17 protein-coding genes and 1 tRNA gene are annotated in these 21,692 nt (G+C 64.1%); 8 read left to right on the top strand and 10 right to left on the bottom strand.

Features of this window, described 5'->3' with window-relative positions:
• The first annotated feature begins 21 nt into the window (after positions 1–21).
• Together NK214_RS07910 and NK214_RS07905 are read left to right on the top strand one after the other, a co-directional pair.
• Positions 22–1,065 (top strand): bifunctional UDP-4-keto-pentose/UDP-xylose synthase, encoded by a 1,044-nt coding sequence (locus NK214_RS07910; protein WP_107800796.1) that lies wholly within the window; start codon positions 22–24, stop codon positions 1,063–1,065.
• A gap of 56 nt (positions 1,066–1,121) precedes the next feature.
• Positions 1,122–2,021: a 4-deoxy-4-formamido-L-arabinose-phosphoundecaprenol deformylase gene (locus NK214_RS07905; RefSeq protein ID WP_107800797.1), complete on the top strand. Its 900-nt coding sequence runs from the start codon at positions 1,122–1,124 to the stop codon at positions 2,019–2,021.
• Between the two features lie 202 nt (positions 2,022–2,223).
• On the opposite strand, the gene NK214_RS07900 is transcribed toward NK214_RS07905, so the two are convergent.
• From NK214_RS07900 to NK214_RS07880, 5 genes are all read right to left on the bottom strand, one after another.
• A complete protein-coding gene (locus NK214_RS07900; RefSeq protein WP_158274356.1) occupies positions 2,224–4,605 on the bottom strand; it encodes an ATP-binding protein in 2,382 nt (793 codons plus the stop codon).
• 2 nt (positions 4,606–4,607) lie between these two features.
• On the bottom strand, positions 4,608–5,264 hold the full coding sequence (locus NK214_RS07895) for a response regulator transcription factor (protein ID WP_146176722.1): 657 nt from the start codon (positions 5,262–5,264) through the stop codon (positions 4,608–4,610).
• A 74-nt stretch (positions 5,265–5,338) separates the two neighbouring features.
• Positions 5,339–6,592, bottom strand: a complete 1,254-nt coding sequence (locus NK214_RS07890) for an EAL domain-containing protein (protein ID WP_227105357.1) — start codon at positions 6,590–6,592, stop codon at positions 5,339–5,341.
• 883 nt (positions 6,593–7,475) lie between these two features.
• Positions 7,476–8,486 (bottom strand): nucleoid-associated protein, encoded by a 1,011-nt coding sequence (locus tag NK214_RS07885; protein WP_253314162.1) that lies wholly within the window; start codon positions 8,484–8,486, stop codon positions 7,476–7,478.
• Between the two features lie 77 nt (positions 8,487–8,563).
• Positions 8,564–9,457 carry a LysR substrate-binding domain-containing protein gene (locus NK214_RS07880; RefSeq protein ID WP_235086081.1) on the bottom strand — a complete coding sequence of 298 codons (894 nt, stop codon included), beginning with the start codon at positions 9,455–9,457 and terminating at the stop codon, positions 8,564–8,566.
• Between the two features lie 140 nt (positions 9,458–9,597).
• On the opposite strand from NK214_RS07880, the gene NK214_RS07875 reads away from it, so the two are divergent.
• Entirely contained in the window at positions 9,598–10,710 is a 1,113-nt protein-coding gene (locus NK214_RS07875; protein ID WP_370445221.1) for an S-(hydroxymethyl)glutathione dehydrogenase/class III alcohol dehydrogenase, read from the top strand.
• Between the two features lie 19 nt (positions 10,711–10,729).
• Positions 10,730–11,563 carry an S-formylglutathione hydrolase gene (gene fghA, locus NK214_RS07870; RefSeq protein ID WP_253314226.1) on the top strand — a complete coding sequence of 278 codons (834 nt, stop codon included), beginning with the start codon at positions 10,730–10,732 and terminating at the stop codon, positions 11,561–11,563.
• A gap of 50 nt (positions 11,564–11,613) precedes the next feature.
• On the opposite strand, the gene NK214_RS07865 is transcribed toward fghA, so the two are convergent.
• Positions 11,614–11,698 (bottom strand) — tRNA-Tyr (locus tag NK214_RS07865).
• Between the two features lie 195 nt (positions 11,699–11,893).
• On the opposite strand from NK214_RS07865, the gene NK214_RS07860 reads away from it, so the two are divergent.
• On the top strand, positions 11,894–14,143 hold the full coding sequence (locus tag NK214_RS07860; protein ID WP_253314161.1) for a M9 family metallopeptidase: 2,250 nt from the start codon (positions 11,894–11,896) through the stop codon (positions 14,141–14,143).
• A gap of 350 nt (positions 14,144–14,493) precedes the next feature.
• Positions 14,494–15,279, top strand: coding sequence for an AraC family transcriptional regulator (locus NK214_RS07855; protein WP_253314160.1), 786 nt, complete (start codon positions 14,494–14,496; stop codon positions 15,277–15,279).
• A 189-nt stretch (positions 15,280–15,468) separates the two neighbouring features.
• Here NK214_RS07855 and NK214_RS07850 read toward each other — a convergent pair whose 3' ends face one another.
• On the bottom strand, positions 15,469–16,086 hold the full coding sequence (locus NK214_RS07850) for a TetR family transcriptional regulator (RefSeq protein ID WP_107800805.1): 618 nt from the start codon (positions 16,084–16,086) through the stop codon (positions 15,469–15,471).
• A gap of 153 nt (positions 16,087–16,239) precedes the next feature.
• On the opposite strand from NK214_RS07850, the gene NK214_RS07845 reads away from it, so the two are divergent.
• The gene (locus NK214_RS07845; protein ID WP_227105367.1) at positions 16,240–17,616 is read left to right on the top strand and encodes an MATE family efflux transporter; all 1,377 of its coding nucleotides are present in this window, start codon (positions 16,240–16,242) and stop codon (positions 17,614–17,616) included.
• Between the two features lie 444 nt (positions 17,617–18,060).
• Positions 18,061–19,140 (top strand): calcium:proton antiporter, encoded by a 1,080-nt coding sequence (locus tag NK214_RS07840; RefSeq protein WP_107800807.1) that lies wholly within the window; start codon positions 18,061–18,063, stop codon positions 19,138–19,140.
• 219 nt (positions 19,141–19,359) lie between these two features.
• Here NK214_RS07840 and NK214_RS07835 read toward each other — a convergent pair whose 3' ends face one another.
• From NK214_RS07835 to NK214_RS07825, 3 genes are all read right to left on the bottom strand, one after another.
• Positions 19,360–19,782: a nuclear transport factor 2 family protein gene (locus NK214_RS07835; protein ID WP_227105369.1), complete on the bottom strand. Its 423-nt coding sequence runs from the start codon at positions 19,780–19,782 to the stop codon at positions 19,360–19,362.
• Between the two features lie 39 nt (positions 19,783–19,821).
• Entirely contained in the window at positions 19,822–20,526 is a 705-nt protein-coding gene (locus NK214_RS07830) for a DsbA family protein (RefSeq protein ID WP_305883547.1), read from the bottom strand.
• A 181-nt stretch (positions 20,527–20,707) separates the two neighbouring features.
• Positions 20,708–21,589: an MBL fold metallo-hydrolase gene (locus NK214_RS07825; protein WP_043635428.1), complete on the bottom strand. Its 882-nt coding sequence runs from the start codon at positions 21,587–21,589 to the stop codon at positions 20,708–20,710.
• Positions 21,590–21,692: the final 103 nt, after the last annotated feature.

Raw genomic sequence — 21,692 nt, 5'->3', positions numbered from 1 at the left:
GGGGCGATGAAGGAAATCTCAATGAAAAAAGTACTGATCCTCGGCGTCAACGGCTTCATCGGCCACCACCTGACCAAGCGCATCATCGAAACCACCGACTGGCACATCTACGGCATGGACATGCACGATGACCGCGTGGCCGAGTGGAAAGACCATCCGCGCTTCCACTTCTTCGAAGGCGACATCACCATCAACAAGGAGTGGATCGAGTACCACGTGAAGAAGTGCGACGTGGTGCTGCCGCTGGTGGCCATCGCCACCCCGTCCACCTATGTGAACAATCCGCTGCGCGTGTTCGAGCTGGACTTCGAAGCCAACCTGCCCATCGTGCGCCAGTGCGTGCAGTACAAGAAACACCTGGTGTTCCCGTCCACCTCGGAAGTCTACGGCATGTGCCATGACGAAGAGTTCGACCCGGAAAACTCCGAGCTGATCTGCGGCCCGATCAACAAGCCGCGCTGGATTTACTCCTGCTCCAAACAGCTGATGGACCGCGTGATCCACGCCTACGGCATGCAGGAAGGCCTGAACTACACCCTGTTCCGCCCGTTCAACTGGATCGGCGGCGGCCTGGACAACATCAACACGCCGAAGGAAGGCTCCAGCCGCGTGATCACCCAGTTCCTGGGCCACATCGTGCGCGGCGAAACCATCAAGCTGGTGGACGGCGGCCATCAAAAGCGCGCCTTCACCTATGTGGACGACGGCATCAGCGCGCTGATGAAGATCATCGAAAACCAGGACGGCAAGGCTTCCGGTCAGATCTACAATATCGGCAACCCGGCCAACAACTACTCCATCCGCGAACTGTCCGCGATGATGCTGGACCTGGCCCGCGTCTACCCGGAATACCAGCTGAACGCCGACAAGGTGAAGATCGAGGAAACCACCTCCGGCGCTTACTACGGCAAAGGCTATCAGGACGTGCAGAACCGCGTGCCCAAGATCGCCAACACCATGGCGGACCTGGACTGGAAACCGAGCGTGACCATGGCCGACGCGCTGCGCGGCATCTACGACTACTACCGCGACCAAGTAGCAGCCAGCCGCGACCTGTCCGAGTAAGCGGCTCCCGGCGCCAGGCGAGATAGAAAGCCCGGCGCCGGTTTCAGAGATACCCCATGAAAAAACTCGCCCTTAAAATCGACGTCGACACCTGGCGCGGCACCCGCGACGGCGTGCCGCGGCTGATGCATATGCTGCAGCAGCATCACGCCAAGGCCACGTTTTTGTTCAGCCTGGGCCCGGACCATACCGGCCGCGCGATCAAGCGGGTGTTCCGTCCCGGCTTCCTGTCCAAAGTGTCCCGCACCTCGGTGGTGGAGCACTACGGCATCCGCACCCTGCTCTACGGCACCGTGCTGCCCGGCCCGGACATCGGCAAGCGCGAGGCGGAACTGATGCGCGAAGTGCGCGCGCAGGGCTTCGAGGTCGGCATTCACACCTGGGACCACATCAAGTGGCAGGATTACGTCGCCGGCAAGGACGCCGCCTGGACCCGCGCCGAGATGCGCAAGGCGGCCGAGCGCTTCGAACAGATCTTCGGCGAGCCGGCGCGCACCCACGGCGCGGCCGGCTGGCAGATCAACGACGCGGCGCTGGCCTATGAGCGCGAACTGGGCATGCTTTACGCGTCCGACGGCCGCGGCAGCCACCCCTTCCAGCCGGTGGACGCCGCCGGCCAGCCCCTGGGCGTGCCGCAGCTGCCCACCACGCTGCCGACGCTGGACGAATTGATAGGCCTGGACGGCCTCACCGCCGACAACGTCCATCACCATATCCTGGCGCTGACCGAAGAAGCGCCGGCCACCGGCCATGTGTACACCCTGCACGCCGAGCTGGAAGGCCTGCGTCTGGGCTATACCTTCGAGCATCTGCTGGTGGGCTGGCAAGCCCAGGGCTATCAGCTGTGCAGCTGCATCGAGCTGTTCAGCAGCCTGGACGCGGCCGCGCTGCCCGCCGGCCGCGTGGTGATGGGAGAGATTCCCGGCCGCAGCGGCACGCTGGCGCTGCAAGCCTAAGAACCTGTTACGATCTGCTGCGCGTCGTGAGACGTGGCACGGCGAGTACGGCTTCGAAATGCTCATGTACCACGCGTACATTCCGCTTTCTCAGCCGCAACGCCTTGTCTCGCCTTAGCTCGCGAGATCGTAAACACGTTCTAAGAACCCGTGTTCTATCTTTTAGGGCTGAAACGATAGCCCACCCAGCCGCCGCCCGGTTTCATTTCCCGGCCGGCGGCGTCTGCGCGGCCAGTTGGTCCAGCATCGCGCGCAAAGCGTCCATGCGTTCGTCCAAGCCTTCCGCGCCGCCCTGCAACAGCATGCCCTCCAGTTCCCGCGCCAATTCCGCCAGCTCGCGCTGCTCCATGGTCAAGGCCGCGCCGGAGATCCGGTGCAGATGCTGGCTGGCCGTGGACCAGTGAGCATGCTGGACCGCCCGCACCGCCTGGCGGTAATCGCGCTCGTTATGCTCGATGAACATCTGCCATAGACCGCTGACCTGAGGCGGAGATTCGACGGCCTCGGAGACCGGCGCCGCGTCCGGCAGCCACATGAGCAAGATATGCTGCAAATCCCTGAGCCGCAGGGGCTTGACCAGCACGCCGTTCATGCCGCTGTCCATGCACCGTTCCCGGTGCAGATCGTCATTGGCCGCGGAAATCGCCACGATGGGCAGCAAGGCGCCGCCCTCCTCGCGCTCCCATGCGCGGATGCGCCGCGTCGCCTCGTAGCCGCTGATGTCCGGCAGGCTGCAGTCCATCAGGATCAAGCGCACCTCCGGGTGTTCCTTCAGGATGGACAAGCTGCTCATGCCGGTGCTGGCCACCGTGGCGCGGCAGCCCAATTGGCGCAGCTGCTCGCAAATCATCAGCTGATTGGCCGGATGGTCTTCCACCACCAGCACCAGCTGCCCCTGCCCCACCGCCTGCGGCGGGCCGGAGGCTTCTTCCTCCGCCGCCTCCTTGACCAGCGCCGGCCCCAAACGCACCGGCAGCTTGATGGTGAGAATGGTCCCGGACGCGCCGTCGCTGTCCAGCGTGATGCGCCCCTGCATCAACTCCACCAAGCGCTTGCAGATGCTCAGCCCCAGCCCCGAACCGCCGAACTTGCGGGTGGCGACGGAATCCGCCTGCACGAAAGCGTCGAAAATATTCTTCTGCGCCGCCAGCGGCACGCCTATGCCGGTGTCTATCACCTGGCACACCAGCACGCCGCGCTTGCGGCTTGATTTTCCGCGGCGCAAGTCCGCCTTCAGCGTGACCGTGCCCTTGTCGGTGAACTTGATAGCGTTGGACATCAGATTGTGCAGCACCCGCTGCAAATGCGAAGCGTCCAGCCAGAAGGCGCGCTCCGGCAGTGCATGGACGTAGCGCAGCTCCAGCCCTTTCATCTTGGCCGCCAAGGCGTACAGCCGGACCTGGTCTTCCAGAATGGAGCCGACGTTGACGAAGGACGGGTCCAGGCTTTCCTGGCCCGCGTCCAGCCGCGAGGCGTTGAGAATATTGTTGAGCAGTTGCAGCAGGCTGCTGGCCGCCAGATTGGATTGCAGCACCAGCTCCCGCTGTTTCTCGCCCAAGGACATGGTCTGCAGCAGTTCGCCGGCGGCGATGATGGCGTTCATCGGCGTGCGGATTTCATGACTGACCACCGCCAGAAACTCGCTCTTGGCCGCTTCGCCCGTCCTCGCCTTGCGCAGCAGCAAGGTGGTGGTGCGTATCACCAGCAGCAGGACGAAGAACAGCAGCACCAGCAGGGTGCCTTCGCCGGCGTAACTCCTGAACACGCTGGAGACGGACGGCCGCGGCGCTACTTGCTCCTCCCAGGCGGAGCGGGCGGCGTCGACGTCGTCGGCCGACATCGTGTCCAGGCTGCGCCGCAGGATGGCGTAGAGCAAGGGCTGGTGCTTGCTGACCCCCATCCGGTAAATGGCGTAATAGCCGGGCAGCGCGCCGGAGCTGCTCAGATCGGGGAAACGATAATTCAGCAGGAAGCGCGCGTAGCTTTCCGGCACCAGCCCGATGTCCGCCCTCCGGTCCTGGATCGCCAGCAAGGCCTGAGTGGGCGTCTCCGCCGCCACCAGGTCCGGGTTGGCGTGATCGCCCAGCAGCCAGGAGCGCGAGTTGTCGTTGAAGATGAAGGCGAGCTTGCGCCCGTGCAGATTATCGTGGTCGAACACCACCGGGTAGTCGCGGCGCGTGATCGCCATCAAGGGCTGCGAGGAATACGGCTGGGTGAAGTAGTAATTCTTGTTCAGGTTCAGTTCGCCGATCGCGTCCTGATTGATGCTGGCCAGCATCATCGCCCGCCCATTGCCGCTGGCCTCGATCAGGGCCTGCGCCGAATGCACTTGCACGATATTGAAGCGCAAACCGCTTTTCTCGCTGACGTACTGCAGGAAAAAAGCCTCGACCCCCTTGTAATGGACGTTGCTGTTCTTGCGCTTGGCCGCCGGTTTGGACCTGAGCACGTACACGTCCACCACCGGATTCCGGCTGACCCAGGCCTCTTCCTCCCGGCTCAGCGGGATCTTGCTGCCCTGGTCGGCGCAAGCGGACAAAACGCCGCACAGGACGAGCAGGCCGCTCAAATGTTGAAATCGCACCGCTACTCCAATTTGGAGTTCAATAAAAACAACTCCCTGTCCGTATTGATGCCCAGTTTCTGGAAAGCCGCTTTTTTCTGAGTGCTGACCGTCTTGATGCTGCGCGAGAACTTCTCCGCGATCTGGCTGGTGCTCATGCCGTCCAGACAGCAGCGCACCACCTCGCGCTCCCGCGGCGACAAACGCGCATACGGGTCCAGCGTCCGCCCCTCCTCCAGCTTGATGTCGCCCGACAGCAAGAGATTCATCTCGCTCATCATCTTGACGGTCAGATACACCCGCCCGGCATAAACGCTGTGGATGGCGCCCGCCAGCGCGTCCACCGGCTGCGACTTGCTGAAAAAACCCCTGGCGCCCGCGCGCAGCATCAGATTGACCGTTCCTACCAGGTCCACCGACGACAGCACCAGGACCTTGCACTCCGGATAACGGACATTGATGGACTGAATCAGGTTCAGCCCGTCCACCTCGTTGCTGCCCAGGGAGAAATCCATCAACAAGACATCCGGCAGCCGCTTGCGGAAAACCGCCAGCAACTGGGTGCTCTGCGCGAAACTGCCGACAATCTCGAACTCCGGGTATTGCTTGAGCTTGGCCTCCAGCCCCACCCTGACCACGTCATGGTCATCCAGAATCATCAGCGATATTCTTTTTCTCATGCCGTTCTCGTTAAAGTTGACCAATTCGCTTCCCGCCGCATCCCCTGTCCCGGCGGAACGCCTTGGGGCCGCGCCTAATCGCCCGCGCCGCGCGCGCTCCACTCCTCCGGCGCCTGCCGCGCCAGCTCTATATAACGCGACGGCGCCATCGGGCGGTACAGGCCGAAGCCCTGGCCGGTCTCGCAGCCCATCTCCCGCAAGGCCTTGACGTGGCGTGTGCTCTCCACGCCCTCGGCCACCACCTGCAGATTCAACTCCTTGCCCAGCAGGATGGAGGAGCGGACGATTTCATAATGCCGCGAGCTCTCCAGCATCGAGGCGACGAATAATTGATCAAGCTTCAAGGACGAAAACGGCATGGCGGACAACATCTTCAGCGAGGAGATGCCTATGCCGTAATCGTCGCAGGCAATGTCGAAACCATTGGCGCGCAGCTGGTTCAGCGCCACCATCAAATCGAGTCCGATTTCCGGCTCCAGGTTTTCCGTCAGCTCGATCACCAGCAGCGAGCGTTCCAGCTTGGTCTTGTCCCAGCGCATGGTGATCTCGCGCACGAGATTGGGCGACGCCAGGGTAGCCGCCGACGCGTTGATGGAAATCGGCAAGCGCACGCCCTTCGCGTTCAGCGCCTGCTGGGTGGAGATCACCCCGCTGAGCACATGGAAGAACAGCAGCAGATCCAGGCCCAGCTTGCTCACCACCGGCAGAAACACCGATGGCCGGATATTGCCCCGCGTCGGATGCATGCAGCGCGCCAGCGCCTCGGCACCGACCACCACCCCGTCGCTCAAGCGCACCTGCGGTTGCAGGTCTATCGAGATATTGCCTTTGGAGCACAAGGCCTCGATCACCTCCTGCTCGCTGAAAGGCCGGGTTCCCAAGCGCCCCGGCACGCCGTTGACTCTGGCCGCCTCGGCCATGGCCGCGCGCGCCAGTTCAACCTGGCGCAAAAACTGCGCGCATTCGCCGTCGTCCATGGTCGGATGCGCCGCCCAGACGTAGTTGAAGCCGGCCTCGCGCGCCAGCCTGACGTGCGACTCCTGCAACAGCTTGCCCGCGGCGCTGTGCCACAACAGCATGGGCGCGTCGGCCAGTTCGCCGCGACGCACGCCGGCATGCACCTTGGCGATCAATTCGGCGCCGCCGCCGTCCGGCATCTGAATATCGCACACCAGCAAATCCACCGGCTCGCGCAGCAATTGCTGTTCCGCCTCGCGAATATGGCCGCAATGGCGAATATTGCGAATGCCGGCCTGCGACAGCATGCGCTGAAGGCGCTCATTGTCCCGCGATGATCCGGACACCACCATGACATTAAGATTTTCCATGGATTCCCTACCATTTGGAATACCGACAGCTGAATATCCGCCACGCCCGCGTTGGCGCGCTGTCACGTTTCAACATCCCAAAAAGCATACGATTGATCAGCTTAATTTCCGGACTTGCTTTAGCTAATTCGATAATGACAATGTGGCGGCACATTGCCGGAAGGACGCGGCCAAGGTCAATGAATCTAAAAAAATCATTCAAGGCCGAAAACCCGGTCCGGCAAGCTTCTCCGCCCTCGCCCGGCAGCGGCGGGAAACCGCGCTGCCGCTGCCCGCTTAATTGACATCGCCAAGCAAGAGCCGTCATTCAATGAGCCGGCCATATCGGTTCAATTCACAGCGCGCAGCACACCCGCGCGTCCTATGGTCATCGTTCCGGAGACGCCTGCTCGGGTGTGGAATCAAACTGAATCACGCCGTTCTATTTAGGGCTTGTAGACGCCATGATAAGAAAATCCGCTGAAATCAAATATAGGATTTATCTTAAAAACAAATCCAATTGTCATTTTTGTTTTTTAAATATATTTACAATATAAAAACAGGAATCAATTAAACATTAAAAACCGGCATCATCACGAATGGAAAGCGTCAAACGCGCACGCGGACTCCAAGCGGCATGGACAAACGCGACCGGCAATGGATTGGGAAAGGGAAACAATAAGCGCTGGCGAGCGAGCGCAAGACCAGGCCTTATGGCGCAGCAAGCGGAATCACAAGGAGGGAATGGGCATGGCTAAGCTGAACTCGCCGTGCAAGGCTTTATCCGCGCAGCGGGCTTTGAACAGCTTAGCGCAGGACCTGGCGGCAACGCCCCCTGGCCTGAAATCAGGCGAACGGTTTCGCGCCGGGCCTCTAGCCCGGCGCGGCAAGACTCCGCGGGCGGTCAGCCGCGCTTGTTCAGGCGCAGGGTCAAGGTCAACTCGCCCTCGCCGTCGTTCTGCGACTGGATATTCTTCAAAGTGATGCCCGTGGGCAGCAGCACGCTGATGCCGTGGCCGACGCCGTACTTGGACAGGGTTTTCTCCAGCTGCCGCGCCATGCCCTTGGCCGGCAGCTTCGCCTCCTCGTCCAGCGCGAAGCCGTAGGATTCAGCGGCGGAGCCCATGGCCTGGTCCACCTGCTCGCGCGGCACGAACTTCTCGGCGGCGCTGGCCAGTTGGCGGGCCGACACGTCTTCCTCGCTGCTCACCAGATTGAGGAATTCATCCTTGAAGCGCGCCTGTTGCAGCGGGTCCTCTATCTCCTCCGACAGCTGCTCCACCACGCTGGCCATCATCTTGCTGCTGGACGCCTTGTCCGGCACCCGCATCGCTTTCAGGAAATCGTCCAGCCAGAACTTGGCCTCGCGGCTGAGCCGGTCCACCGCGTACACCGTGGGGCCGTGCTCCAGGATCAGCGCGCCCTTGTCGATCAAGCGCGGATTGATGCCGGACGCGTGGCTGATGTCGAACACGTCGCCGGACTCCACCACGGTGAGGAAGTCGTCGCGGATTTCGGACTTGAACACCCCCAGCGCGCGCAGTTCGCGATCGCCGTCGTTGAGACCGGAAAACAGGATCACCAGCAGATCGCCGGCGTTGATGTTGGGATGCTGCGAACGCGCGTACAAATGCTTGGCGATGCGCTGGGACACCGCCAGGAAATCCAGCTCGCCGCGGAAGAACTGGCGGGTGTAATGGTAGATTTCGTTCAGATTCAGGTCGGACTCATGGAAAAACTGATGCTGGCGCTTGTCCGACACAATGTTCTTCAGATAACCGCCCAGCAACAGCGAGGACACTTCCTCGTCCACGGAGCTGGTCCGCTCGGACAGGCGCGCGCCCTCGCCGCGCGCGGCATTGCCCACCCGGTGCACCACCAGCCGCTCCACCCTGCATTCGCCAATCGCCAACATTTCCGCGCTCCCGCCTAAAAATCGAATGCGCGATTATTGCCACTGCGCCCGGGCTTGGCAACCGCGAAAGCGGCCGGCTATTCCGGCAAGGCCAGCGGATCGTCGGTCAGGGAGTCCGCCAGAAAGTCCATCAGCAGCCGAACCTTGGGCGACAGCTGACGGTTATGCGGCGTCAAGGCCCAGATGCCCTCTTCCGGCTCGCGGTAATCGGCCAGCACCTCGATCAGCTCGCCGCTGCTCAAATAGGCGGCGACGTAGTAATCCGGCAATTGCGCCAGCCCCAGGCCCAGCCGCGCCGCGTGCGCCAGCGCGTGGCCGCTGTTGCAGCGCAGGCTGCCCTTGATCCGCACCTGCCGCCTGCGGCCGCCGTCCAGCAGATGCCAGTGTTCGCCGCTCAAAGACAGGCAGTTGTGGCGCTCCAGGTCCGCCGGCTCCAAGGGCGCGCCGCAGCGCTCCAAATAGGCCGGCGCCGCGCAGACATGGTGCCGGCGCGAGGCCAGCCGCCGCGCCATCAGCGTGGAGTCGCTCAGATGGCCGATGCGGATCGCCAGATCGTAACCGTCCTGCACCAGGTCCAGCACCTCGTTGGACAGGTTCAAGCTCGCCTCCAGCTGCGGATGGCGTTGCAGGAAACGGGTCAACAGCGGCGCGATATGGCTTTGGCCGTAAGCCAGCGGCGCGGTCAGCTTGAGCTTGCCCTGCGGCTGCGCCTGATGGCGCGAGATCGCCTGTTCCGCCTCCTCCAGCGAATCCAGCAGCTGCCGGCAGTGGCGCAGATACAACGCGCCGATCTCGGTCAGCGCCTGATGGCGGGTGGTCCGGTACAGCAATTTGGCGCCCAAGCGCTGCTCCAGCTGCGTGACCTGGCGGCTGACCTGGGCGACGGAAATGCCCAGCGCCAGGGCCGCCTTGGTGAAACTGCCCTGTTCCGCCACGCTGACGAATTCGCAGATGCCTTCCCAACCCAGCATTATTCCACCTCGGAAAAAATCATTTACCAATTGCCACGATTATCTATTCAAACCCGAGAAATACAATCAAAGTTTTGCCGTCGCCCGGCCTATGGCCCGCGGCGGCTATCCAACACCAAGGAGGGCTCATGAGCCAGGACATCATCAAGTGCAAGGCCGCCGTGGCCTGGGCCGCCGGCCAGCCGCTGAGCATAGAAGAAGTGGAAGTGCAGCCGCCGCGCGCCGGCGAGGTGCGGGTGAAGATGGTGGCCACCGGCGTCTGCCACACCGACGCCTTCACCCTGTCCGGCGAAGACCCGGAAGGCGTGTTCCCCTGCATCCTGGGCCATGAAGGCGGCGGCATCGTCGAATCCGTCGGCCCCGGCGTCAGCAGCGTGGCGGTGGGCGATCACGTGATCCCGCTGTACACCCCGGAATGCCGCGAGTGCAAATTCTGTCTGTCCGGCAAGACCAATCTGTGCCAGAAGATCCGCGCCACCCAGGGCAAGGGCCTGATGCCGGACGGCAGCACCCGCTTCTCCAAGGACGGCAAGCCCATCTATCACTATATGGGCACGTCCACCTTCGCCGAATACACGGTGCTGCCGGAAATCTCGCTGGCCAAAGTCAATCCGGCCGCGCCGCTGGAAGAGGTCTGCCTGCTGGGCTGCGGCGTCACCACCGGCATGGGCGCGGTGATCAACACCGCCAAGGTCAAGGCCGGCGACAGCGTGGCCATCTTCGGCCTGGGCGGCATCGGCCTGTCCGCCATCATCGGCGCGCGCATGGCCGGCGCCGGCCGCATCATCGGCATCGACATCAACGAGAGCAAGTTCGAACTGGCCAGAAAGCTGGGCGCCAGCGATTGCGTCAACCCCAACGATTTCGACAAGCCCATCCAGGACGTGATCGTGGACATGACCGACGGCGGCGTCGACTTCTCCTTCGAATGCATAGGCAACGTCAAGGTGATGCGCGCGGCGCTGGAGTGCTGCCACAAGGGCTGGGGCGAATCGGTGATCATAGGCGTGGCCGGCGCCGGGCAGGAAATCTCCACCCGCCCGTTCCAGCTGGTCACCGGCCGGGTATGGCGCGGCTCCGCCTTTGGCGGCGTGCGCGGCCGCAGCGAGCTGCCGGACTACGTGGAGCGTTATCTGAAGGGCGAATTCCGCCTGGACGACTTCATCACCCACACCATGCCGCTGGAGCGCGTCAACGAAGCCTTCGATCTGATGCACGAGGGCAAGAGCATCCGTTCCGTGATCCATTACTGAGCCGGAGAGCCGCGTGAACCTGGAAAACATCAGCGCCAACAAATCGTTTGGCGGCTGGCATCGGCAGTATCTGCATGATTCGACGACGCTGGGCTGCCGGATGCGCTTCGCCGTCTACCTGCCGCCGCAGGCCGGCGCCAACCGGCGCGTGCCGGTGCTGTACTGGCTGTCCGGCCTGACCTGCACCGACGAGAACTTCATGCAAAAGGCCGGCGCGCAACGCGTCGCCGCGGAACTGGGAATGGCCATCGTCGCGCCGGACACCAGCCCGCGCGGCGCGGAGGCGGCGGACGACGAAGCGTTCGATCTGGGCCAGGGCGCCGGCTTTTACCTGAACGCCACCCAGGCGCCGTGGGACCGTCACTACCGGATGTACGACTACGTCAGCCGGGAACTGCCGGCGCTGATCGAGGCCAACTTCCCCGTCACCGGGCTGCGCGCGGTGGCCGGCCACTCCATGGGCGGCCACGGCGCGCTGATCTGCGCGCTGAAGCGGCCGCAGGACTATGTCTCGGCATCGGCGTTCAGCCCCATCTGCCACCCGGTCAACGCGCCCTGGGGGCAGAAGGCCTTCGCCGCCTATCTGGGCGAAGACCGCGCCGCCTGGGAAGCCTGGGACGCCAGCCTGCTGCTCAAGCACGCGCCGCGGCAACTGCCCCTGCGCGTGGACATTGGTCTGGCCGACAGCTTTCTGGACGTGCAATTGCAACCTGAGGCGCTGGAGAAGGCGGCGCGGGCCTGCGGCTACCCGCTGGAACTGCACCGCCACGCCGAGTACGACCACAGCTATTACTTCGTCGCCAGCCTGATCGAGGAGCAGTTGCGCTTCCACGCGCGCCACCTCGGCTTGTGAGACGGCGGAACGCAAAAAAGCCAGGCAGAGCCTGGCTTTTTTGTTGAATCTGGTGGAGGGAGAAGGATTCGAACCTTCGAAGGCAGAGCCGTCAGATTTACAGTCTGATCCCTTTGACCGCTCGGGAACCCCTCCAGAGAGAGGCGGATAATATAGCTCCGCGGCGACGGCGTCAATCACCTGCGTGCAATCCCCTCCGCCGACGCGCCGTCTCCAGCCGCGGATTTGGCAAATCTGCGCGCGCGGACGCTCAAGCGCGCCAAGAAAGCGCGCCGTGCCATTGGCATGATCTCGCCATCGGGGACACGCCCCGACATACGGAGACAAGCCATGCAGACCCTTTCTCTCGCCGCCCTGTGCCTGAGCCTGGCCGCCGCCTTGCTGGCGCAGCCGGCGCTGGCCGCGCCCAAGCTGCAAAAAGCACCGCACCAGGCGCAAGCCCGGCCGAAACAAGCGCCGCCGCCGCGGCAATGGCAACAGCGTCCGCCAAGCGACGCGCAATCCCGCTACCAGTTGCCGGACGAGCGCACGGTGATCGGCAAGCCCAAAAGCAAGCTGATCCGACGCGCCGCCGTCGCGCAATGCCCGGATGTCGGCGCCATGGCCGGCTACAGCGGCGCGGCCTTGGCCAACTACCTGGCCGGCCTGCCCGACTACACCTGCACCTACGGCCTGTTCTCGCTGGACAACAAGCTGGCCGCCACGCTTTACAGCGCGGCCAACCTCAACGCCGTCGCCGGACGCTTCGCCCAGGAAGCCGCCGCCTACAACGCCGGCTCCATGGCCCTGGTCAACCTCACCCTCTACCTGCGCGCCGGCTACTACCTGGCCAGCGGCGGCGCCTTGCCGGCGCTGGACCCCAATCTGCTCGCCGTGCTGCGTCCCGGCATCAAGCAACTGGCCGACGGCAACGCGCTGTTCTCCGCCAACGCCCAGGCCTCCACCACCGCCGGCGAGGTGATGAAGCTGATCACCAATATGGCGGACGAGGCCTATTACCTGCCCAGCATGCGCGCCATCGTGCAGCGCTACACCAATAGCGCCAGCCAGCCCAACGCCGCCCAGTCCCTGCGCGAAACCACCGCCAACCAGGGCTTCACCGGCGCGCTGACCGTGTTCTTCTACGCCCACGGCCGCGCCAACGCCGCGCCGCTGCTGCAGAACGACGGCAGCTATTCGGCGGCGCTGACCCGCTTCGCCCTGGCCAACAAGAGCAGCCTGCTCGGCACCGAAAGCGCCTTCCAGCTGGGCGACGCCACCCGCGAAGGGCTGCGCTTCATGCAATACCCGGCGCTGAAGCCGGCGATCAAGCCGCAAGCCCAGGCCATACTGTCCGGCAGCAGCATGAGCGGCAACGACAACGAGCTGTGGCTGGCCGCCGCCGAAGCGGTCAAGTATTACGACGCCGCCAACTGCGCCGACTACGGCACCTGCAATTTCGAAACCCGGCTCGCCGACGCCATCCTGGTCAACCGCTACACCTGCAGCGCCAGCATCCGCATCCGCGCCCAGGAAATGAGCGCCGAGCAACTGCAGTCCTCCTGCGCGCTGCTGCAAAAAGAAGAGTCCTATTTCCATCAGATGCTGCAGACCCGCAAGCAGCCGGTGGCCAACGACAACAACAGCTCGCTGGAAGTGGTGGTGTTCGACGACTACAACAACTACGCCAAATACGCCTCCATCATCTACGGCATCAGCACCGACAACGGCGGCATGTATCTGGAAGGCGACCCGGCCGCGGCCGGCAACCAGGCGCGCTTCATCGCCCACGAAGCCTCCTGGCTGCGCCCCGCCTTCAAAGTCTGGAACCTGGAGCACGAATACATCCACTACCTGGACGGCCGCTTCGACATGTACGGCGACTTCGGCGCCAGCACCCGTCTGCCCACGGTCTGGTGGATTGAAGGGCTGGCCGAATACCTGTCGCTGGGCAACGGCAACCAGCCGGCCATCGACGCCGCCCGCAGCGGCAACTACACCTTGAGCCAGATCTTCGGCAACACCTACGACATGACGGACTACGTGACCCGCGCCTATCGCTGGGGTTATATGGCCACGCGCTTCATGATGGAGCGCCATCGCGGCGACGTGGACGGCTTCCTCGCCCGCTTCCGCAGCGGCGATTACAACGGCTACCGCAGCCAGATCCAGCTGATAGGCAGCCGCTACGACGCCGAGTTCGCCAGCTGGGCGCAAAGCGCCACCACCGCCGGCCAGCCGCCCTTGCCGTCCGAGCCCGGCCTGCCGCCGTGCAAGGAGGCTTCGCCCAGCTATCTGGGCAAGAACTGCTCCATCGGCGGCCTTTCCGCCTCCGCGTCCGGCGCGGCTTACGCCACCATCCTGCTGCCGGCCGGCGCGCGCAACCTCAAGCTGTGGACCAGCGGCGGCAGCGGCGACGTCGATCTCTACGTGGCGCTGGACCGCTACCCGACGCCCGGCAATTACGACTACGCGTCCGCCGTCGCCGGCAACGAGGAAAGCGTGGCCATCGCCGCGCCGCAAACCGGCCGCTGGTACTACCTGACGCTGCAGGCGCGTCAGCCCTTCGCCAACGTCACGGTCAGCGCCAGCTACGACTAAGAGTCCGTTTACGATCTGAGGCGCGGGGCCTTACGCGGCGAGTACGGCTTTGAAACGCTCATGTGCCGTTTGCACATCCCGCTTTCTCGGCGGTTCTCGCCTTGCCCCGCCCTCGCTCGCGAGACTGTGAGCAGGCTCCCAGGCCGGTTCAAAGCCCGGCGCCCGCCTCGCCAAACCAAGCCGCCGCGGCCCGTCCGCGGCGGACTTGCAAAATGAGTTGAATTAATGCATTTTGTTTTCAAACAATGCTTAATGAATGACATCAAGATTGGATAGCCCGGTCCGCCTCAGGCGGCCGGCTGTTTCCTTGGAGCGCAACACACCGTAAACCGCTTAAAAGGCCGCCCGCCATGTCCATGCCGCCGCAACGCCCCTACATCGTCAGCGATCTGAACGCCATGCAGGCGATGGCGGCCTTGTTCGATCAGTTGCCCGACGTGGTGTTCGCGGTCAAGGACCTGGACAGCCGCTACCTGGCCTTAAGCGAGGGCTGCGTCGGCCGTTGCGCGCTGCGCAACAAATGGCAGGCGGAAGGCAAGACCGCGCACGAATTGTTTCCCAGCGCCATGGCCAACCGCTACCGCAGCCAGGATTTGCAGGTGTTCTCTGAACGGCGGCCGGTGCGCAACCGGCTGGACCTCACCGTCTACCACGACCGCGCGCCCGGCTGGTGCCTGACCAACAAGCAATCTCTGCACGACCCGGACGGCCGCCTGCTCGGACTCGTCTGCATCTCCAAAGACCTGACCGAACTGACCCGCGAAAAACTGCTGGACGAGCGCTTCGCCGCCTGCGTCGATCACATCCAGACCCATTTCGACCGCCCCTTGCACCTGGAGGAGCTGTGCGATCTGTCCGGCCTCAGCGTCGGCCAGATGGACCGCCGCATGAAGCGGGTGTTCCAGGCCAGCGTCGGCGAATTCATCCGCCGCACCCGGATGGAAGCCGCCTGCCACGCCATCCAGCACAGCGGCCGGCCGCTGGCCGACATCGCCGCCAGCTGCGGCTTTTCCGATCAAAGCGCGCTGACCCGGCTGTGCCGGCAAATGTTCGGCCTCAGCCCGCGCCAATTGCGGCTGCGGACGCCGCCCGCCGCGGCGACCATGGGCGCGGCCGCCTGGGCCGCCAGCCCCTGACCAGGCCGTCGCGCGACGGACTTCGCACGGATTTCCGGAACGGGTTTACGGTCTCGCGAGCTAAGGCGGGACAAGGCGAAAACCGCTGAAGGAGCGGAGCGCGCATACGGCGCGTAAGCATTTCGTAGCCGGTTTCAACGCCCTTTATCTATCCATTCCGCCGACGCGCAGCAGACATCGAACGGCTTCTCAGGCCCCGCCCCGCCAGGCCGCCACCGTCGCCACGCTCTGCCAGGCCGCGCGCAGAATGCGCTCGCAGGCCGCAAACGGCGCCTTGCCGCCGTCCAGCATCCCGTACATGCCCTCGAACAAGCGCACCAGGAACTCCGCGGCGATGCCCACCTCGATATCCCGCGGCAGCTCGCCCTGGGCGATGGCGCGCCGCAGCTGGCGGCGCACATAGTGCATGGTGGCGCGGTCCATCAGTTCGCGACGGCGCAGGATGCCGCGGTTCTCCCGGTTGCGCTCGCACTTGTGGTACAGAAACTCCGTCACCCGCTGCGCCGGCCCCGGTTCGTGGAACTGGCGCAGGTAATACATGCCCACCGCCACCAGCGTCTCGCCCGCCGACGCCCGCTCCGCCGGGAAACGCAGCGCGTCCAGTTCGAACACGCGGTCCACCATGGCCCGGCACACTTCCATCTTGTTGTCGTAATGCCCGTAGACCGCGCCGCGCGACACCCCCGCCTCGTCGGCGATTTGCGCCATGGTGGCGTTGGCCACGCCCTGCCGCAGAAACACCCGCTCCGCGCCGTCCAGGATCGCGTCCCGGGTTTTTTGCGATTCTTCCTTGGTTTTCCTGGCCATATCCGCCTCTGAACTTTTCCCCGAATGCTACCTCAAAGGATTAATTAATCAAGCGTGATTGATTAATTAAACGGACGACACTCGACGCGCTCAAGGCAAGGCGCGCCGGCCTGGCGCCCCTCGATCTTTTGAAACTCTTCTTAGGCACTACCCATGTCACACACAACGACAAACCACCGCGATCTGGACACGTTGCCGGTGTCCAAACTGTTCTGGCAATACACCATTCCCTCCCTCGCCGGCATGCTGGCCACCGGCCTTTACGTGGTCATAGACGGCATCTTCGTCGGCCACTTCGTCGGCAGCCACGGCCTGGCGGCCATCTCGCTGGCCTACCCGCTGGTGATGATGCAAGTGGGCCTGGGCGCCATGCTGAGCATGGGCGCGGCCACCCGCATCGCCATTTTGCAAGGCGGCGGCGACTATGATCGCGCGCGCTCCACTCTGCTGGCGGCGCTGGCGCTGCTGGCCCTGATCAGCCTGGCCATCCCGCTGCTGGGCCTTACTTATCTGGACACCCTGCTGCAATGGCTGCAAGCCGACAAGCAGCCTATCGTGATGGCGGAAGCGCGCAACTACCTGCAATGGATGCTGGGCGGCGCGCTGTTCACCATGGGCCAGATGGTGGCCACTTATCTGCTGCGCAACGACGGCCGCCCGCGGCTGGCCACGCTGCTGATGGTGATAGGCTCGCTGTTGAACGTGGTGTTCAATTACCTGTTCGTCGGCGTGTTCAAGCTGGGTCTGGCCGGCTCGGCCCAGGCCACCTTGCTGTCCGAATCGGTGGTGATGCTGGGCGGCCTCGGCTATTTCTTCACCCGCCACGCGCGGCTGCGCCTGCGCTTGACGCACCTGCGGCTGGACTGGCGCTGCTGCGGCCCCGTCCTGGCGCTGGGCCTGTCCAGCCTGCTGATGGAGTTCAATCTGGCCTTGCTGATGTTCGCCCACAACTTCCAGCTGCTGCGCTGGGGCACGGACCTGAGCGTGGCCGCCTACGCCACCGCCGGCTACAGCGAGGCCTTGTTCACCCTGGTGGTGCACGGGCTGGCGGTGGGCCTGCAGCCGCTGCTCAGCCACTCCACCGGCGCCGGCCGGCCGGAACGCACCCGCGAAGCGCTGCGCTACGGCCTGCGCGTCACCCTGCTGCTGGGGTTCACCGCGCTGGCGGCGGTGCAGCTCTTCCCCACCCTGATCGTGCGCATGTACAACAGCGAAGACCTGGCGCTGATCGCCGCCGGCAGCCACGCGCTGCGCCTGCACTTGCTGGCCATGCCCTTCGACGGCCTGGTGATCATCGGCATTCTCGCGCTGCAGGCGATGGCGATGACGCGGGCGGCGCTGCTGCTGACCATAGGCAAGACCCTGTTGCTGCTGCCGGCCTTGTGGCTGTTGCCGCTGTGGCTGGCGCTGGACGGCGTCTGGCTGGCGATGCCGCTGGTCAATCTGCTGCTGGGCACGGCCGCCGCGCTGGCCTTGTGGAGCGCCTTGCGCCGGCTGAAACGCGAAGAGAAGCCGGCGACCGCAGCCTGATCGCTTCCGTTCTCAACCAATGGCCGGATTTCCGGCCATTTTTTTTAGACATTGGCGAACCGGTTCCAATTGCCATTGTCTATATCCTTCGCGCGCACGTCGCGCCTCCTTGCTCTTGCCCCCCGCTTCGGCCCCCGGCCGCGCCCCGCCGCGCTTAAAGCCTGCTCCACGTCTCAGACAAGGCGTTGAACAGCTTCTTAAGGCGTGTTTACGATCTCGCGAGCTAAGGCGGGACCAGACCTTGCGGCTGAGAAAGCGGAATGTACAGGGGATACACGAGCATTTCGAAGGCGCACTCGCCGTGTGACGTCTCACGACGCTCAGCAGATCGTAAACAGGTTCTTAGGGGTCGCGGGATCCCGGGCCGATTCGTATAGTGATAGCACCCGTCTGTCGGCGCCCGCGCCGCGGCTTGACTCCAACCCGTCAATAACAAGGAAAACAATGTCTCTGACCACCATTCCCCGCTGGACCGTCGCCGCCCCGCTTGTCGCCTGGGCCGCAATCGTGGCAGCGCCCACCTTTGCCGCCTCCGCGCTGTTCACCGCCTTGCTGGCCGTCTTGCTGGCCGGCACCGTCTTCGCCGCCGTCCATCACGCAGAAGTGGTGGCGCACAAGGTGGGCGAACCGTTCGGCACGCTGATCCTGGCGCTGGCGGTGACGGTGATCGAAGTGGCGCTGATCGTCTCCTTCATGCTGGCCGGCGGCGAAAGCAAGCTGGCGCTGGCGCGCGACACCATTTTTTCCGCCATCATGATCACCTGCAACGGCATCGTCGGCATCTGCCTGCTGCTGGGCGGCCTGCGCCATCGCGAACAGAACTTCCAGCTCAGCGGCGCCAAGGTGGCGCTGACCGTGCTGGCCGCCATCTCCGTACTGGCGCTGGTCTTGCCCAATTACGGCACCAGCGAGCCCGGCCCGCTGCTGTCCTCCTCGCAACTGGCCTTCACCGGCGTGGTGTCGCTGGTGCTGTACGGCGCCTTCGTCTTTGTGCAGACCATACGCCACCGCGACTACTTCCTGCTGGAAGGCAGCCGCAGCGAGGACGAGCACGCGCCGCCGCCGTCCGTCAAAGTCACGCTGACCAGCCTGGCGCTGCTGCTGGTCTGCCTGGTGGGCGTGGTCAGCCTGGCCAAGCTGCTGTCGCCGTCGATCGAAGGCTTCGTGGCCGCCGCCGGCGCGCCGGCCGCCGTGGTGGGCATCATCATCGCCGCCCTGGTGCTGCTGCCGGAAGGCCTGGCCGCCGCCAACGCCGCGCGCGCGGACCGGGTGCAGACCAGCCTCAACCTGGCGCTGGGCTCGGCGCTGGCCTCCATCGGCCTGACCATTCCCACCGTGGCGATGATCTTCGTGGCGATGGGCGAGCCGCTGATCCTGGGCCTGGAAAACAAGGAAACCATCTTCCTGGTGCTGACCCTGCTGGTCAGCTCGATGTCGCTGGCGGTGGGCCGCACCACCATTTTGCAGGGCATCGTCCACCTGGTGATCTTCGCGTCCTTCGTGTTCTTCGCCATCAGCCCCTGAGCGCCTGCTGTACGCAAAACAAAACCGCCAACCGTTGCCGGCTGGCGGTTTTTTCATTGGCGGACCTGGTTCTCAGAACCGGTTCATGATCTCGCGAGCTAAGGCGAGACAAGGCGAAAACGGCTGAGAAAGCGGAGTGTACACACGGTACATGAGCATTTCGAAGCCGGTACTCACCGTGTGACGCCTCACGACGCGCAGCAGATCGTAAACCGGTTCTCAGACCGACATCGCTTCCAGCACCTTGGCGCTGTCCACAATCTGCACGAACTTGACGATCTTGCCGTCCCGCAGCGTGTAGATGTGGGCGAAAGAGGCGACGAAGCCCTTGCCGGTGGCGCGGTAAACGCCGTGGTAGAAGCCCTGGGCGATCACATGCTCGCCGGCGTCGTAGAAGCTGTCCACCGCCGCGCGGTAGCCTTCCCACTCGCGGCCCAGCCGCTCGTGCACGTTCTTGACGATGGACTCCGCGCCGACATAGGTGCCGGCGTAAGGGAAGCCGGCGGCTTCGGTCCATTCCGCGTCCGGCGCCAGCGCGGCCAAGAGATTGCGGCCGTTGGCCTCGGAATCGCCTTCATAGGTGGCGCGGACGATGTCCACATTGCTCAGGTGGCCCTGGCCCGGGGTTTGATTAGCGTTCATGGTGTTCCATCCAAAAATCGGTTTGCTCATGCCCTTCCTTCATTGCGGCAACACACAGCTGTCCGGCCCGCAAGCCAGCGTCTCCGCCGCGGCCGGCGCCGCGCTGGACGCGGCCTGGCTCAGGCGGGCGCGCCAAGCGTCCGGCCGGCCCAGATAAGCGCCCAGGTCCAGCACCGTCAGCCGGCCGTTTTCCTCCAGCGCCAGCGTGGGGAAGCCCTGGCCGCCCACTTGGGCCAACAGCCGGCGGCTTTCCTCGAAGTGGGCGTCGGTGGCCGAGCCTTCCAGGCGATGGTAAGCCGCGGCGAAAGCCTCCGCGTCCAGGCCGATGTCGGCGGCCAGTTCGGCCAGCACCGGGAATTCCGCGATACGGCGGCCTTCCACGAAGTGGGCGCGCTGGATGCGATGCAGCAGTGCCAGCCCGCCGCCGGCCGCTTCCTCCGCCGCCAGCACGGCGGTGGTGGGCGGCGCGGAATCCATCACCGCGCCGTGGTCCTTGAGCAGGCCGTCAAAATACGCTTCGCCGAAAGGCTGGCCGGAGACTTCCGCGATGCGGCGGTCGTGCGGCAGCACGAATTGACGCCACTCCGGGCTGACCTGGCGGCGATTGGCGCCCACCATCATGCCGCCGCCGTGCAGCGCCACCGTCAAGCCCGGCACGCCGCGCGCGGCTTCCAGCAAGGGCGCGGCGCCGTAGCACCAGCCGCAGAGCGGATCGAAAATAGTGTGCAAAATAATGCCGGACATGGCGGTTTCCTTTCTTGCGCCACCCGCAACGCGGGCGGCCATACATTCAAATCATCAGGCGTAGAAAATATAAAGGGCGGCAAACAAATCCTGAGGCAAGGCGCGCCGACGCCGGCTGTACATGGAGTACGGCAAGTCGGCGCCGCGCAGCATCAGGACTTCGCTGGCTGCCCTCAGAGCCTTATTGCGGCCACTTCATCTCGCCCTTGAGCACCTTGGCGCTCAGCTCCAGATCCGCCACGCCTTCCAGCTTCGGATAGCGCTGCTTCATCGCCGTCACCAGTTCGGCCGAGTTCTTGGCCTTAGGCAGTTCCGCTTCCAGCGTTTTCAGGTAGTCGCTGGTGAACTTCACCGAAGCCAGGGTGTGCGGCGCATTGTTCAGGAAATGGCCCGGCACCACGACCTTGGGCTTCAACGCCTGCAGGTTCTTCAGCGACTTCTGCCAGTCCGCGCGGTCTTTCGGGGTTTGGGTGTCCGCGGTCCAGACATGCATATTGCCGTAGGTCAGCACGCCGCCCATCGCGGTCTTGATCGACGGCGCCCAGATATAGGTGCGGTCCGGAGTCGGGCCTTTCAGACCCATCACTTGCAACTTCTGGCCGTCCACTTTCAGGGTGTCGCCCTGGATGGGTTCCGGCACGATCACGGTCTTGGGCGCGTTGTCCTTCAGGATCGGGCCCCAGTAAGCCATCTTGCCGTCCTTGGAAGCCTTGATCGCCTCAATAGTGGAGGCGGTGGCCAGCACCTTGGCGTCCGGGAAAGCGGCCTTGATCACATCCAGGCCAAAGTAGAAGTCCGGGTCCGGATGGGAGATGAACACCGTGGTCAGCTTCTTGCCGCTGGCCTTGACCTTGGCCACCAGGGCCTCGGCGTCGTTGCGCTGGAACTGGGCGTCGATCAGCACGGCCTCGCTCTTGCCGGTGACCAATTCCGAGGACACCGGGAACAGGCTCTTGGCGCCGGGGTTGTAGACATCGACTTTCAAAGCGTCGGCTTGGGCGAAGGCGGCGGACATCAACAGGGCGCCTGCTACAAAGCTGCCGGAAATGCGGTGTTGGATCATGATGGTTTCCATTTGGTGAATTTGAGATCGGTCGGCTTGGTAGCAAGCCTGATGTGAATCATAGATTGCTATTTTCGAATCAAAAACCGGATAATAAGCAATG

This window comes from Chromobacterium sp. S0633 (genome assembly GCF_024158805.1).
In the GTDB taxonomy this organism is placed as follows: Bacteria; Pseudomonadota; Gammaproteobacteria; order Burkholderiales; family Chromobacteriaceae; genus Chromobacterium.
Note: the sequence above shows the minus strand (reverse complement) of the source record. Positions and strands in the feature narration are given on the sequence as shown.

Coding starts and splice junctions, on each gene's coding strand:
- NK214_RS07910 (WP_107800796.1), top strand. CDS start 22: ATGAAAAAAGTACTGATCCTCGGCGTCAACGGCTTCATCGGCCACCAC.
- NK214_RS07850 (WP_107800805.1), bottom strand. CDS start 16,086: ATGGCCAGGAAAACCAAGGAAGAATCGCAAAAAACCCGGGACGCGATC.
- NK214_RS07890 (WP_227105357.1), bottom strand. CDS start 6,592: ATGGAAAATCTTAATGTCATGGTGGTGTCCGGATCATCGCGGGACAAT.
- NK214_RS07830 (WP_305883547.1), bottom strand. CDS start 20,526: ATGTCCGGCATTATTTTGCACACTATTTTCGATCCGCTCTGCGGCTGG.
- NK214_RS07845 (WP_227105367.1), top strand. CDS start 16,240: ATGTCACACACAACGACAAACCACCGCGATCTGGACACGTTGCCGGTG.
- NK214_RS07860 (WP_253314161.1), top strand. CDS start 11,894: ATGCAGACCCTTTCTCTCGCCGCCCTGTGCCTGAGCCTGGCCGCCGCC.
- NK214_RS07840 (WP_107800807.1), top strand. CDS start 18,061: ATGTCTCTGACCACCATTCCCCGCTGGACCGTCGCCGCCCCGCTTGTC.
- NK214_RS07905 (WP_107800797.1), top strand. CDS start 1,122: ATGAAAAAACTCGCCCTTAAAATCGACGTCGACACCTGGCGCGGCACC.
- NK214_RS07880 (WP_235086081.1), bottom strand. CDS start 9,457: ATGCTGGGTTGGGAAGGCATCTGCGAATTCGTCAGCGTGGCGGAACAG.
- NK214_RS07855 (WP_253314160.1), top strand. CDS start 14,494: ATGTCCATGCCGCCGCAACGCCCCTACATCGTCAGCGATCTGAACGCC.
- NK214_RS07835 (WP_227105369.1), bottom strand. CDS start 19,782: ATGAACGCTAATCAAACCCCGGGCCAGGGCCACCTGAGCAATGTGGAC.
- NK214_RS07895 (WP_146176722.1), bottom strand. CDS start 5,264: ATGAGAAAAAGAATATCGCTGATGATTCTGGATGACCATGACGTGGTC.
- NK214_RS07885 (WP_253314162.1), bottom strand. CDS start 8,486: ATGTTGGCGATTGGCGAATGCAGGGTGGAGCGGCTGGTGGTGCACCGG.
- NK214_RS07825 (WP_043635428.1), bottom strand. CDS start 21,589: ATGATCCAACACCGCATTTCCGGCAGCTTTGTAGCAGGCGCCCTGTTG.